The organism is Pyxidicoccus sp. M6 (genome assembly GCF_055568925.1).
In genome coordinates this window covers 7,656,376-7,669,296 of sequence record NZ_CM145714.1, presented here as the reverse complement: position 1 = coordinate 7,669,296, position 12,921 = coordinate 7,656,376, and the positions used below count along the sequence as shown (strand labels likewise).

8 protein-coding genes are annotated in these 12,921 nt (G+C 69.1%); 3 read left to right on the top strand and 5 right to left on the bottom strand.

Going from position 1 to position 12,921, the window contains the following annotated elements:
- Window positions 1-14: 14 nt before the first annotated feature.
- The 3 genes from ACVTJA_RS30150 to ACVTJA_RS30140 form a co-directional block, all read right to left on the bottom strand.
- Window positions 15-3,104, bottom strand: a complete 3,090-nt coding sequence (locus ACVTJA_RS30150) for a beta strand repeat-containing protein (RefSeq protein WP_465824910.1) — start codon at window positions 3,102-3,104, stop codon at window positions 15-17.
- Between the two features lie 478 nt (window positions 3,105-3,582).
- Window positions 3,583-4,341, bottom strand: a complete 759-nt coding sequence (locus ACVTJA_RS30145) for a TerC family protein (RefSeq protein WP_465824909.1) — start codon at window positions 4,339-4,341, stop codon at window positions 3,583-3,585.
- Window positions 4,342-4,444: 103 nt separating this feature from the next.
- Window positions 4,445-5,221 carry a spermidine synthase gene (locus ACVTJA_RS30140; protein WP_465824907.1) on the bottom strand — a complete coding sequence of 259 codons (777 nt, stop codon included), beginning with the start codon at window positions 5,219-5,221 and terminating at the stop codon, window positions 4,445-4,447.
- Between the two features lie 265 nt (window positions 5,222-5,486).
- On the opposite strand from ACVTJA_RS30140, the gene ACVTJA_RS30135 reads away from it, so the two are divergent.
- Window positions 5,487-7,646 (top strand): Ig-like domain-containing protein, encoded by a 2,160-nt coding sequence (locus ACVTJA_RS30135; RefSeq protein WP_465824905.1) that lies wholly within the window; start codon window positions 5,487-5,489, stop codon window positions 7,644-7,646.
- Between the two features lie 50 nt (window positions 7,647-7,696).
- A complete protein-coding gene (locus ACVTJA_RS30130; protein ID WP_465824904.1) occupies window positions 7,697-8,875 on the top strand; it encodes a hypothetical protein in 1,179 nt (392 codons plus the stop codon).
- A 20-nt stretch (window positions 8,876-8,895) separates the two neighbouring features.
- Here ACVTJA_RS30130 and ACVTJA_RS30125 read toward each other — a convergent pair whose 3' ends face one another.
- Together ACVTJA_RS30125 and ACVTJA_RS30120 are read right to left on the bottom strand one after the other, a co-directional pair.
- Window positions 8,896-9,840, bottom strand: coding sequence for a tetratricopeptide repeat protein (locus ACVTJA_RS30125; protein WP_465824902.1), 945 nt, complete (start codon window positions 9,838-9,840; stop codon window positions 8,896-8,898).
- The gene (locus ACVTJA_RS30120) at window positions 9,837-11,444 is read right to left on the bottom strand and encodes a serine/threonine-protein kinase (protein ID WP_465824900.1); all 1,608 of its coding nucleotides are present in this window, start codon (window positions 11,442-11,444) and stop codon (window positions 9,837-9,839) included. The genes ACVTJA_RS30125 and ACVTJA_RS30120 overlap by 4 nt, the downstream gene beginning before the upstream one ends.
- Before the next feature lie 110 nt (window positions 11,445-11,554).
- Between ACVTJA_RS30120 and ACVTJA_RS30115 the strand changes: the two genes are divergently transcribed.
- Window positions 11,555-12,796 (top strand): sigma 54-interacting transcriptional regulator, encoded by a 1,242-nt coding sequence (locus ACVTJA_RS30115; protein ID WP_465824898.1) that lies wholly within the window; start codon window positions 11,555-11,557, stop codon window positions 12,794-12,796.
- Window positions 12,797-12,921 lie beyond the last annotated feature (125 nt).

Sequence of the window (12,921 nt, the reverse complement as noted above, 5' to 3'; positions counted from 1 at the left end):
CGGGACGGGTGGGGCTACGGGACGACGTAGATGTCGCCGTTCGTCTGGACGACTGCACCGCCCACGACGTTGTAGACGTCGAAGAGGTCGGCGCTCTTGAAGCTCGCGCCCGCCGGCACCGCGGCCAGGGCCGGTGACATGGTGAGCTGGGTCTGCGAGGTGCTCACGAAGGTGTTGCCGGAGACGGTGACGAGGTTGTCCGAGGGCAGGTTGCCGCTGTTCACGCTGGTGTCGGGCCGCAGCCACATGCCGGAGAGGCGCTGGTTGAGTGCGGCCGAGCCGTGGAGCGGCGCGCTGGTGATGTTCACCGCCATCGTGGTGTCACCGGGCGCGACGGCGCTGTTGACCGTTCCCGTGATGGAGATGAGCGGGGTGTGGCCGCCCGCCGCGTAGTGCGTCTGATTGTTGTTGTTGATGATGAGCTGGCCGTACGCCACGTCGCGGTGCTTGAGGAACACCGTGCCCGCGCCACCGTCGGGGTACGTGGCGCTGATGCCCGTGCCTCCCCGCGCCTGCACCTGGGCGTTGGTCGTCGGGAGCGGATAGGTGAGGGCGCCGATGAAGCTCGAGGCCCCGCCCGAGCTGACCAGCGCAATCCGGCCGCCTCCGCCCGCGCGCACGTTGCCGGTCGATGACGAGGTCTTGGCGTTCGCCCCGTTGACATTGATGGAGCCATTCCAGCCCGTGGTGTCGAAACCTCCGCAGCGCAGGGAGACCGAGCCACCCGCGGCTCCATACTGGGCGCCGGTGGTCACGGCGCCGGCCTTGATGAGCGACCCGCCACTCAGCGTGCAGACCCCGGCGGCATCGAGGCGGAAGACACCGCCCCCGTTGGCCAGGAACGACAAGTACGCCGGTGAGCCGCCCACGGTCGCGGCGGCGCCACCGGGATACCTCGGGTCCCGATAGTCGTCGTAGGCCATGCCGCGAACCGCCCCGGCCGCGTACCCACCGCCGACGCCGCCGTGGCCCGCGCCGTAGCCATTCGCCACGCCCGTCGCCGCCAGCGGGCCATTCGCCCCGAAGCCCCAGGCCGTCAGCGGCGCGCCCTGGGGGTCGCACGCCATCGGATAGCCCAGCCCCGCGACATCCACCGAGCCGCCCGTGAGTGTGAAGGTGTCCGAGAGCGTCAGGTTGAGGCCGTACACCACCGCCGAGGCCGGCGACGTCTTGAAGATCGGCGGGTAGTGCCTGAGGACGCCCGCGGTCTGCGAATAGCGCGCCGCCGTCAGTGAGTTGGTGGTCAGCGTGCCGCCGGACACCACCACGTCACCGGACGCGACGATGGAGGGCACGGTGAGCGAGCCCGCCGTCACCGACACGTTGTCCGCGACGAGTGTGGCGCCCGCGACCGGAGGCATTGCCTGGGTGCTCTGCACGACGTTCACCGAGCCGCCCGCGTACTGGATTCGGCCCGTCCGGTTGCCCGTCGTGTCGAAGAGCACCATGCCGTTCACCGTCATGGTGCCCGCACCGGAGTTGGTCGTGTTGCCCGACAGGACGTAGATGTCGCCGTTGGTCTCGAGCATCGCGTTGCCGAGCACGTCGAGGTGGTCCAGCACGTCCACGCTCCGGAAGACCGCACCCGCGGGAACGTCGGAGGGGAGGGCGCTGGTCGTCAGGCTCCCCACCGCGTTGGTCGTGACGCTCACCAGGTTGGAAGGGTCGAGCAGCGCTCCGCTCCCGGCGCTGATGTCGGGCCGCAGCCAGCCGCCCGCGAACACCTGGTTGTAGGCCGCCGAGGAAGAGGGCGTCGTGTTCTGCGTGAGCGCGGGGTTGTTGTTCAGCGGCGCGCCGGCGTTCTCGTAGTAGGTCGCGTTGAGGCTGGTACTGGTGATGGAGACCGGCAGCTGGGTGGCGCCCGCGGCGACGTTCGCGGTGACGGTGCCGGCAATCGCGGGCAGGCGCGTCGTGCCCTCGTTCTGGTAATGCGCGGGCGAGTTGTTCGCGACGATGAGGTCGCCGTACGTCAAGCCGCTGTGCTTGAGGTAGATGGTGCCCGCGCCGCCAGCGCCCATCACGTAGCTGGAGTTGGCCGGCGCGCCGCCGAAGGCGTGGACCCGGGCGGTGAGATTCGTCGGCGGGTAGCTCACAGCGCCGGTGAGGGTCGCGGCGTCACCGGTGCTGACCAGCGCGATGCGGCCTCCGCCGCCAGCGCCCACCGGGATGGAGGAGTTGCCCGAGCCAGGGCCGCCGTCCGCATTGATGGTTCCCGTCCACCCCGTCGAGGTGATGCCCCGGCAGCGGAGGTTGATGGAGCCTCCGGCGCCATTGGAAGGAGAGCTCGCGGTGATGGACGCGGTGCCGGCCAGCACGCAGGTCCCCGACGAGGTGATGCGCGCGACTCCGCCTCCATGGAAGCCCGAATAGGTGCTGTTGGTGGCACCGGGATATTTCGGGTCGCGGTAGTCGCCGTACGTCGGTCCCGCATTGCCCGAGTGGGCGTTGCTGGCCGCGGTCATGTTGATGCGGTAGTTGCCGGAGCCCATGCCGCCGTGGCTGGCGCCGTACTTCTCGGTGCTACCGGCCAGCGCGGACGACGGCACGCCGTTGGCGCTGAAGCTGACCAGCCCGTTGCCGCTGCACGAGCCATTGGCGAAGCAGGTCATGCCATAGCCCTTGCTGGTGGTGTTGACCGTGCCGCCGAGGAGGTTCCACGAGCCCGTGTTGATGTCGAGCTTGTACATGGCGGCGTTGGTGGCCTGCAGATGCGTCACCGTGCCGCCGGTGATGAAGATGTCACCGAAGGTCTGTCCCTCCGTGGTGGCATCGAACGTCACCGTGCCGCCGGTGATGTAGAGGTTCCGGCCTCCGGCGTGAGCGCTGGTGATGGTGACGTTGCCCGTGGTGATGGTGGTGCCGCAGGTGCCGCTGCAACCGGGGCCGCCATCGAACCGGGTCGAATCGAACGTGACGTCCGCCGTGTCCGGCAGCGTCGCGGTGCCGTTCGCATCGGTGACGGTGGCGGAGAAGGTCGTCGGCACGGCCAGCGCCGTCGAGCTCTTCGCGGTGACGACGTAGCTCCCGGCTCCCGAGTCCACCGCCGTCAGACAGGTCGCGGACGGAGCGTTGACGGTGCAGGCCGAGGTGCCCGGACCACCCAAGGTGACATTTCCGTCGGTGCTCAGCACTTCGACGTGAAGGCCCGACCCCAGGGGTGCTCCATTCGCGTCTCGCGGAGTGATGGTGAGTGTGACGTACGCGAGCCCGTCCGAAGGCGCGGAGGTCGCGGACGCAAGGAGCTGCGGTTGTGGCGCGGTCAGGGCGGAACACGACTGCGCGGCGTTGCCCGCTGCTACGGGCTTCCCCTCGTCCTGGGGTGGAGGTGAACAGCCAATCAACGCGAACGCGAGCCAGACGGCTGGCAGACCCGAAAACGGCAAACGCATGGAGCTTCTCCCTTGGATGTGGAACAGCGGCCGGCCGGCGGTGCTTCAGCCCCAGGACGCGGCTGTCCGTATGCTTCAACTGGATTGCAGAAAGGAAGAAGTCACTGGAAAACATTCGCGCGGGAATGCGGGGCCGCGGCCTCGTGAGGGAGACCGCGGCCGTTTCCGCGTTCAGCGGGGCGGGCCGCTCAGGTCATGCGCTCGCGCTGGGCTCCGGAGCCGAGGGCACCCGGCGCGTGCGGCGCGAGCGGAAGCGCATGTTGACCAGCTCCACCCCGAGCGAGAAGGCCATGGCGAAGTACACGTAGCCCTTCGGGATGTGCTGACCCAGCCCGTCCGCCACCAGCAGCACGCCGATGAGCAGGAGGAAGGACAGCGCGAGAATCTTCACCGACGGATGCGCCATCACGAAGGTGGAGAGCGGCTTCGCGAACAGCATCATCACCCCGACGGAGACGATGACCGCCGTCACCATCACCCAGATCTGCTCCGGCGGCACCATGCCCACCGCGGTGATGACCGAGTCCAGGGAGAAGACGATATCGAGCGCGAGAATCTGCGCGATGATGGCGCCGACGTTGACGGACTTGCCGTTGGCCGCGTCCTCCTCGTCGGCGTTCTCCACCTTGCCGTAGATCTCCGTGGTGGCCTTGGCGATGAGGAACAGGCCGCCGATGAGCAGGATGAGATCTCTCCCGGAGACGCCGTGGCCCAGCACCGTGAAGAGGGACTCCTTCAGGCGCATGATCCACGAGATGGTGAACAGGAGCCCCACGCGCATGAACAGCGCGAGCCCCAGGCCCAGCCTCGCCACCTTGTCCCGCCTGTCCACCGGAAGCCGCGAGGTGAGAATGGAGATGAACACCACGTTGTCGATGCCGAGCACGATTTCCATCGCGCACAACGTCAGCAACGCAATCCAGGTCTGCGGGTCCTCGATGCCAGCAAGCATGTTCCGGTCGTCCTCGTCAGGGAGCTGCGAAGGGGCCTTGGGCCCTCTAAGCGTGCGCCGGGTGCCGCGAAAACGGCGGGCAAGTTATTGATTTTACGAGGTTTCAGCGCAGCTCCGCGTCCGTCAGTACGTGCCCGTGCTTCAGGAGCCGGGGCACGGCCTGGTACCCGCGGGCAATGAGCGGCGTCAGGTCGAAGGGGAGGTGGAGGTCGCGCTGCACGTCCCGGGCGCTGGCCAGCAGTGACGCGCGTGAGAACATCTCCGCGCGCCCGAGCCCCACGAGGATGCGGTTCGTCGTGTCCTCCACGTCGAAGCGGTGGAGCTGCCGGAAGCTCACCTGCCACGTACGCAGCATGGAGTGGAACAGCGGGTTGGACACCGACTCCCAGACGTTGCCCACCACCGCGCCGTCCGGCGTCAACCGCGCCCGCACCGCCCCGAAGAACTCGCGCGTCGCCAGGTGGCCGGGGATGTTGCTGATACCGTACGCATCCAGGAAGACGAGCGAGTATGCGGGCCCCGAGGCCTCGATGAACTCGCGTCCGTCGCCCACGTGGATGCGCAGGACGTCGTCCTCCTTCACGCCGCAGTAGAGCTTCGCCGCCTCCACCACGTCCGGCTCCAGCTCCACCACGTCGATGGGCACCTCGGGCAGCACCGCGCGGAGGAACATGGGAATCACGCCGCCGCCCAGGCCCACGGCGAGGATGCGCTCGGGCCTGGGCACGAAGGCGAGCCCCACCATGGACACGCGCGTGTACGGCACTTCGAGCCGCAGCGGTTCACCGGGCCACACCACACTCTGCCGCGCGTCGCCTTCTTCGAAGCGCAGGGTGCGCAGACCTTCGGGGTCCTCGGTGACGACGACGCGGTGACTCACGGAACTGCTCCTAACATGGAGCCGCGCGCCTCGCCTGGGAGCCCCCCAGCCCTGGAGTGCAGCCGCTGCGCCTACCGCGAAGCATCCCTGTCCTCACGAGAGAACAGGACCTGTTCACTCGAGTGAACAGGTGGGGCGCGGAGCCCGGGCCTGCGCGCTTCGCACAGAGAGGCGGACTCCGGGAATCCCAGCTGGTCCCGGACTTGCTCAGGGACGGAGCGGGGCCGCGACGGCCCCTTTTCAACCCCCTGACAAGAGCAACACCATGCGAACACTCCCCCCTGTCCGCCGGTTCTTCGGCTGGCTCTCCCTGTCGTTGCTGGCCGCGTGCAACGCCGCGCCCGAAGTGGACGAGGCGCCCCTCCAGTCCGAAGCGCAGGCCGTGGTCCCCGCCAACTTCCTCTACCGCCAGGGCAAGCAGCTCTACCTCAACGGCGCGCCCTACCAGATGGTGGGGATGAACGGCTTCACCCTCACCGGCTGCGGTATGGCGCCCACCGATGCGCAGCTGGATGCCTACTTCGCCGGGCTGCGTCCCAACAGCCTCACGCGCACGTGGGCCTTCAAGCCCATGGGCATGACGAACCTCGCGAAGGTGGTGGCCGCCGCCGAGAAGTACAACCAGAAGCTCATTCTCACGCTCGCGGACGGGCGCAGCTACTGCGGCGAGTGGGACGGCTACAACGGCTCGGACGGCAGCGGCAAGCAGGCCTCCTGGTACTCCACGGGCTACAAGGCGAACTACGTCCCCTGGGTGCGAGAGGTGGTGACGCGCTTCAAGGACTCTGCCTCGGTGGGCATGTGGGAGCTGCTCAACGAGCCCGGTGACGCGGACAACACCACCCTCAAGGCCTTCTTCAACGACGTCAGCACCATCATCAAGGGTATCGACGCGAACCACCTGGTGGGCTCGGGCGCGTGGGCGCCGTGGGCCTACGGCGGCGAGGCGGGCTTCCAGTCCATCCACGACGTGCCCAACATCGACGTGGGCAGCCTCCACGAGTACGACTACGACTACAACAGCGGCAACACCATCGTCTCGCCGCACTTCGCGCCGGCCGTGCGGGCCATGAACGCGCTGAACAAGCCGCTCATCGTCGGAGAGACGGGCATCGAGGCCGCCCCCTCCAACTGCCGCACGTCGCCCAACACGCGCCGGGATGCCATGCGCCAGAAGTTCGAGCAGTACCTCGCGGGCGGCGCGTCCGCGGTCATGGTGTGGAACTGGCAGCCTGGCGCCATGTCGTCGTGCGACCTGAGCTTCGGTCCGAATGACCCGCTGCTGCCCATGATTCGCGACTTCCCGCTGGCGTCGACGCCTCCGCCGCCCACGGGCACCACGGTGCAGCTCAACGACAGCGCGGTGGGCACCGGGGTGGGGCAGTTCCAGTACGTGGGCACCTGGCAGGTGGGCGACGGCACCGGCAAGTTCCAGCAGGACGACCACTACTCCAGCACGACGAATGACACGTACACGGTCCGCTTCGACGGCACGCAGGTGAAGCTCTACGGCTCGGCGGATGCGCACCACGGCATCGGCTCGGTGTCCATGGACAACGGCACGGCGGTGGACGTGGACTTCTATGCCTCTGCGCGCCAGGACCAGAAGCTGCTGTGGACGAGCTCCACGCTGGCATCCGGCACGCACACCCTCACGGTGAAGGTGACGGGCCGGAAGAATGCCGCGTCGTCGGGCTACACGCTCAACGCGGACCGCGTGGACGTGACGCGCGCACAGGGCAGTGACACGACGGCGCCCACGGTGAGCATCACCTCGCCCACGGGCGGCACGGTGGCCGCGGGCAACGTGACGGTGCAGGTGTCCGCCACGGACGCGGGCGGCGTGGCGACGACGGAGCTGTGGGTGGACGGCGTGAAGCTGGCCGAGGACGCGACGTCGCCGTACGCGTATACGTGGAATGCCACCGCCGGCTCACACTCGCTGGTGGCGAAGGCGAAGGACGCGGCGGGCAACTGGGGCACCAGCGCGGCGGTCAGCGTGACGGTGGGTCAGCAGCTCGTGGACGTGCAGGTGAACGACAGCGTGGTGGGCACCGGGCTGGAGCAGTTCCAGTACTCGGGCACGTGGCAGACGGGCACGGGCACCGGCAAGTTCCAGGGGGATGACCACTACGCGTCGACCACGGGCGCCTCGTACTCGGTGCGCTTCAACGGAACGCAGGCGCGGCTGTACGGCTCGGTGGCGTCGCACCACGGCATCGCCTCGGTGTCCATCGACAATGGCACCGCGGTGGACGTGGACTTCTATGCCTCCACGCGCCAGGAGCAGAAGCTCTTGTGGACCAGCCCGTTGCTCACCGCCGGGACGCACACCGTGACGGTGACGGTGGCGGGCCGGAAGAACGCGTCGTCGTCGGGCTACACGCTCAACGCGGACCGCGTGGACCTGACGGTGGTCCGCTAGTCGAAGGGGCCGGGCCCTTCCCATGCGGCATGCTGGTAGAGTTCGCCGCGATGCGCGTGGGAAGGGTCCATCGGAAGTGGCCGGGCGCGGTGCTGGGCGGGCTCCTGCTCCTCCAGTCCGCGCCCGCCGTGGCGGCGCCCGGCGAGTGGTTCGCGGACGACTTCGAGACAGGCACGCTGAAGTCGAGCGACACGCCGCCGGGCCGCTGGGACGACCTGGGCGTCGCCGGTGCCAATACGCTCGGCAGCGGCGCGGCTGGGGCGCACCGTGGGCGGTACGGACTCTCGGTGGTGGACCGCACCAGCACCGCGGGCGCCCAGGCGGGCATCAACGTCGAACGGGCCACACCCGGCTCGGAGTTCCACGTGCGGACGTGGCTGCGTCTGCGCGCCGTCAGCACACCTGGGAGCGTGGTGGTCGTGCAGGCACTCCCGGCCCTGGTGGAGCTGCGGGTCATGCAGATGGAGCAGGGCCCCGTCTGGGAGCTGGCGGTGCGGAACGGCTCGAATCAGACGTATGTCAGCCTCCATGGCTCGCGCGTGGAGCCGGAGCGCTGGTACCTGGTCGAGTTCTCCGCTCGCAACCTGGGCGCCGCCAACGGTGAGGCGCGGCTCTGGGTGGATGGCGCCGAGCAGGGCGTGCTCTCCGGACGAGACTGGCGCGATGCGGCCTATGCGCTTCGCCAGCTCATCGTGGGCGAGCCGTGGACCGACACCGGAACCTTTCTCGGCTCCATCGACTTCGATGACATGCGGGTGAGCGCTGTACCCATGGCGAGCCGGCTGCGACTGCAGCCGCGCCTGCCGGAGGACGCGTTCCCTGATTGCCTCGAGGTGGACGTGGGCCTGGTCGGTTCCGCGTCCGGAGCGCTCGCGCCCGCGCCGTACGAGACGGAGGTGGGCCTCGCCGTGAAGGACGGGCAGGGCACGTTCCACTCGGACGCGTACTGCGAATCGCGGGTGACGAGTCTCGTGATTCCCGCCGGAGCGAGCGAGCGACGCGTGTACTTCCGTCCTGGAGGTGCCGCCGGAAGGGCGTCACTGACCGCGTCGCATCCGGACTTCCTCTCCGCGTGGGTCGACGTGGTGCACGATGGTGCGCCGGAGGACGGAGGCGGCGAGGGGCCGTGGACGACGGACCTCGGCTGTACGTCCGCTCCTGGCGCACTCGTCGCGCTACCGGTGCTCCTGGTGCCGTGGCTTCACCGCCGACGCGCGCGTCGGACCTGACGCGGGTTCCGACGGGGACGTCATGGGACGACGTCGAAGCGCAGGCCGGAGATGCCCAGCAGGTGCGTGTCCTTGTACGTGTCGCTCGACGGGAGCCAGCGTCCGCTCAGCTCCGCGAAGAGGGTGAAGCGCGTGGAGAGCGGGAGGCTGGCTCCGGCCGAAAGCCCGCCACCAAGCAGGCCGGGGTTTGCGAGCGCATAGGCATCGAGCGACAGGAAGAGCGTCAGCGGCCCCACGAGCTCCGGCGCCTGGGCTCCGAGGCGCGCGGAGGCTCCGAGCTTGCTGCCCACCGTGGCATTGAGCTCGCCGTAGAGGTGACGACTCGACAATCGTGCACCGGCTTCCATGCCCACGCCGGAGCTGGGGGCGAGGCCGAGCGCGGCGCGGACCTGGGCGCTGAATGCGAGCCCCGAGGACGAGTCCGCCGATGGGGATTCAGGAAGGACGACGCGCACCTGCTCCGTGCGGCCGGGGCGCACGGTGACCTGGAGCGTGGTCCTTCCCGGGCCCACGTCGAGCGTGTGCGTGCCGATGCGGACGTGGCCTCGCCATGGAGACGTCCCGAGCGGTTGTCCATCGAGGCTCAAGGGTGCGTCGCGGGGCTCGACTTCGATGACCAGCTCGCCGCGAAGCCGCTCGCGCAGGCGCTCGAAGAGCGTCACCACGGTGGGCTGTACCCGCTCCGGGTCCAGGTGCGCGTCCGGGTCGGACTCGAGCGCCTGGGCGAAGGCGGTCTCCATCTGGGAGTACTGGCGAAGCGCCGCGTACACCTCGCCGCGCACGAGGTGCAGTTGTGCGCGGGTGGTGTCATCGCGACTCTGGCGTAGGCCTGCCTCCACATGAGCGAGCGCGGCCTCGAAGTCGCCCTCGGAGAGGGACTGGAGCGCGGCTTCATGTTCGCGAGGGCCGTCGGTGACAGGGCTCGCGGAGAGGCAAAGTGCCAGCAGCAGCAGGGATGCGCTCATTCGTGGAGCTCGATGCGTACCACCTCGGTCTTACCGGCGGAAACCTCCACCTCGCGCTGCGCGGGAGCGAAGCCATCGCGCTCCACGCGCACGGAGTGCCGTCCGGCCGGAAGGTCGAGGGACACGGGTGTGGCGCCGTGATGCTTGCCATCCACGCTGACGTCGGCCCAGACGGTCTTGCCACCATTCACCGTCACGACGCGCAGCTCGCCACGACCTTGGGCAGTTGCCTTTCGCGAGACGCCTTTCGAGGGCGCCGCCGCGCGCGAGGTTCGAGGGGTCGCGGCGGACGCCGCGACCGAAGAGGGTGGGGGCGGAGAGGTGCGCGCGCCATCCGACGTTGTGGCCAAGGATGAGCGCACCGCGCCAGTCGTCGGTTCCGCGTTGGCCGGAGGCACGATGCGTGACTCTGGAGCGGCAGTGCCAGCAGGCACGGTCTTCGAAGCTGTCGTCGGGAGAGCCGCCTGGGAGCCCCGCGTGCTCCACGGCGCGAGCACACCGAGAAGCAGCAGCGCCCCGACACCTACGCCACCGGCAATTGTCAGGGACATGCGGCGCATGCGTTTCTCCGGGCCGCTCGGTTGCAGCGCGGGAGCTGGCGCAGTCATCGGCGCTTCAGCCACTGGCACCACGGGTGCCGTGCTCGCGCGCTCCGTTGCCTCCATCGCCGAGAGCATTGCGAGTGCACTGTCGTAACGCAGTTCCGGATTCAGCGCGGTGGCCCGCATCAGCACCTCGGCGAGCGGAGCGGAGACCCACGGAGCCTGCGCCCGCAGCGCCTGCGCCGCACCCTGAGGCCCTTCCGCGAGCAGCCGGCACGTCGTCGCAGGCGGCAGGCCCGTCAGCGCTTCAAGAAGCACCAGCCCCAGCGAGTACAGGTCCGCACGCGCATCGATGGCCTCACCGCGCGACTGCTCCGGCGCCATGCAGCTCGGCGTGCCGAGGCGCGCGCCGCTCGGAGTGACCTCCGGCCCCCGGTGCTCCCAGAGGATGCCGAAGTCGAGCAGCGTCGCGTGCCCGCTCGGCGACACGAAGATATTCCCCGGCTTGATGTCGCGGTGCACGCAGCCGCGTCCGTGGATGAACTCCAGCCCTGCGCACAACTGCCGGGCCAGCGCGAGCACCTCTGATGCGGGCAGTGGCCCAGGCACCGAGCGCAGGTAGCGCGCCAACGACATCCCCTCCAGGTGCTTCATGACGATGAAGGGCCGCCCGCCCTCCTGACCCACGGCGTGGATGGGCGTGATGTGCGCATGCTCCAACCGCGCCATCGCCCGCGCTTCCCTCTCGAAGCGCGCCACGCTCTCCGCGTCCTCGCACAGTGCTTCGTGCAGCAACTTGATGGCAACAGTCCGTTCGAGCGCGAGGTCCCGAGCGCGGAACACCTGGCCCATGCCGCCGGCGCCCAGTAGTTCCCCCAGCCGCCACTTGCCCTCCAACACATCTCCGGGGAGCAGCGACCGCCGCGCCGCCGTGAGGGTGCGCTCCGTTACCGGGCCGCCCGCATGTCGGGTGATGACGGTGCACTCCGCGCAAGGGGAGCCGGGAAAGGGCAGCGGCACCCCGCAGGTTGCGCACGCGGGGGGATGCTTGTGGGGCGCCATGGACGCTCCTAATGTTGCCACACCTCATGGTCGCGTCCTCCACCGAACCGCTGACACCCGGTGCACTGGCGGAGGGACGGCCCGTTGGCTCCGGACCACGTTTTCGTGTCGTGGTGGAGACCGGTCCGGATGCACGGCGGGAGGTGCCCCTCGAAGGGACGCTGCTCGTGGGCACGCAGGTGGAAGGCGGCCTGCGGTTGAGCGACCCGACGGTGTCCCGAGTCCACCTGGAGCTCCAGGCCCGACCGGAGGGTGTGCGCGTCCGCGACGTGGGCTCGCGCAATGGCACCTGGTCCCTGGGCGTGCGCATCCACGAAGTCACCGTGGCCAGCGAGGCTCGCTTCACTCTCGGGAAGACGACGCTGCTGGTGACGCCCGAACCTGCAGCCGAGGACGCGGAAGCGGCTGCGCCGCGCACGAGCTTCGGGCGCGCGCTGGGACAGAGCGCGGTGATGCAGAAGCTCTTCGGCACGCTGGAGCGCACGTCGCGCTCCTCCTTCTCCGTGCTGCTGCTGGGAGAGACAGGCACCGGCAAGGAGTTGCTGGCCGAGGCCATCCATCAAGCCTCGCCTCGGAGCAGCGGGCCCTTCGTCATCGTGGACTGCGGCGCGGTGGTGCCCTCGCTCATCGAGAGCGAGCTGTTCGGCCACGCGAAGGGCGCCTTCACCGGCGCGCAGTCCGCGCGCGAAGGACACCTCGCGCAGGCGCATGGCGGCACCGTGTTCCTCGACGAAGTGGGCGAGCTGCCGTTGGATTTGCAGCCGAAGCTGCTGCGCGTGCTGGAGTCCGGCACGGTGCGCAGGGTGGGGGACAGCGCCGCGCGGGACGTGGACGTGCGCGTGGTGGCGGCGACGCACCGGGATTTGAAGGCGGAGGTGTCCGCGGGACGCTTCCGAGCGGACCTCTACTACCGGCTCGCGGTGGTGCCGGTGCGAGTCCCCGCGCTGCGCGAGCGCACCGAGGACATCCCTTTACTGACGCGGCACCTCTTTACGCAGGCCGGGCAGCCGGACTTCCCGCTGACGGACGAGCTGGTGAAGCGGCTGGTCGCCTACGACTGGCCGGGCAACGTGCGCGAGCTGCGTAACTTCGTGCACCGCGTCCTCGCTGCGGGAGACGCGGAGCTGCCGGATGCGAAGCCTGTGAGCACTCCCGCCGTCACCGAGGACCTGAGCGGCCTGACGTTCAAGGAAGCGAAGGAGCGGATGGTGGAGGCCTTCACCCGCGAGTACCTGACGGCGCTGCTCGCGAGGTGCGGCAACAACATCTCCGAGGTGGCACGCACGGCGGGGCTCGCGCGCAGCCACGTGCATGGTCTGCTCAACCGGTATGGATTGAAGGGCGGAGATTGATACTGCTCACCAGTACATGCTCCTGAGTGGCGCACCCCACCGGGTGACGTCACGTACGCCAGATGCGTGCCTTTCTGCCATTCGCCTTCGTCGAAGGTATGCTCGGGGTGTCGAAGGTTGTCGAT

What these genes read in the sequence shown, in the direction of transcription:
- ACVTJA_RS30145 (WP_465824909.1), bottom strand. Translation starts at nt 4,341, where the DNA reads ATGCTTGCTGGCATCGAGGACCCGCAGACCTGGATTGCGTTGCTGACG.
- ACVTJA_RS30135 (WP_465824905.1), top strand. Translation starts at nt 5,487, where the DNA reads ATGCGAACACTCCCCCCTGTCCGCCGGTTCTTCGGCTGGCTCTCCCTG.
- ACVTJA_RS30130 (WP_465824904.1), top strand. Translation starts at nt 7,697, where the DNA reads ATGCGCGTGGGAAGGGTCCATCGGAAGTGGCCGGGCGCGGTGCTGGGC.
- ACVTJA_RS30125 (WP_465824902.1), bottom strand. Translation starts at nt 9,840, where the DNA reads ATGAGCGCATCCCTGCTGCTGCTGGCACTTTGCCTCTCCGCGAGCCCT.
- ACVTJA_RS30120 (WP_465824900.1), bottom strand. Translation starts at nt 11,444, where the DNA reads ATGGCGCCCCACAAGCATCCCCCCGCGTGCGCAACCTGCGGGGTGCCG.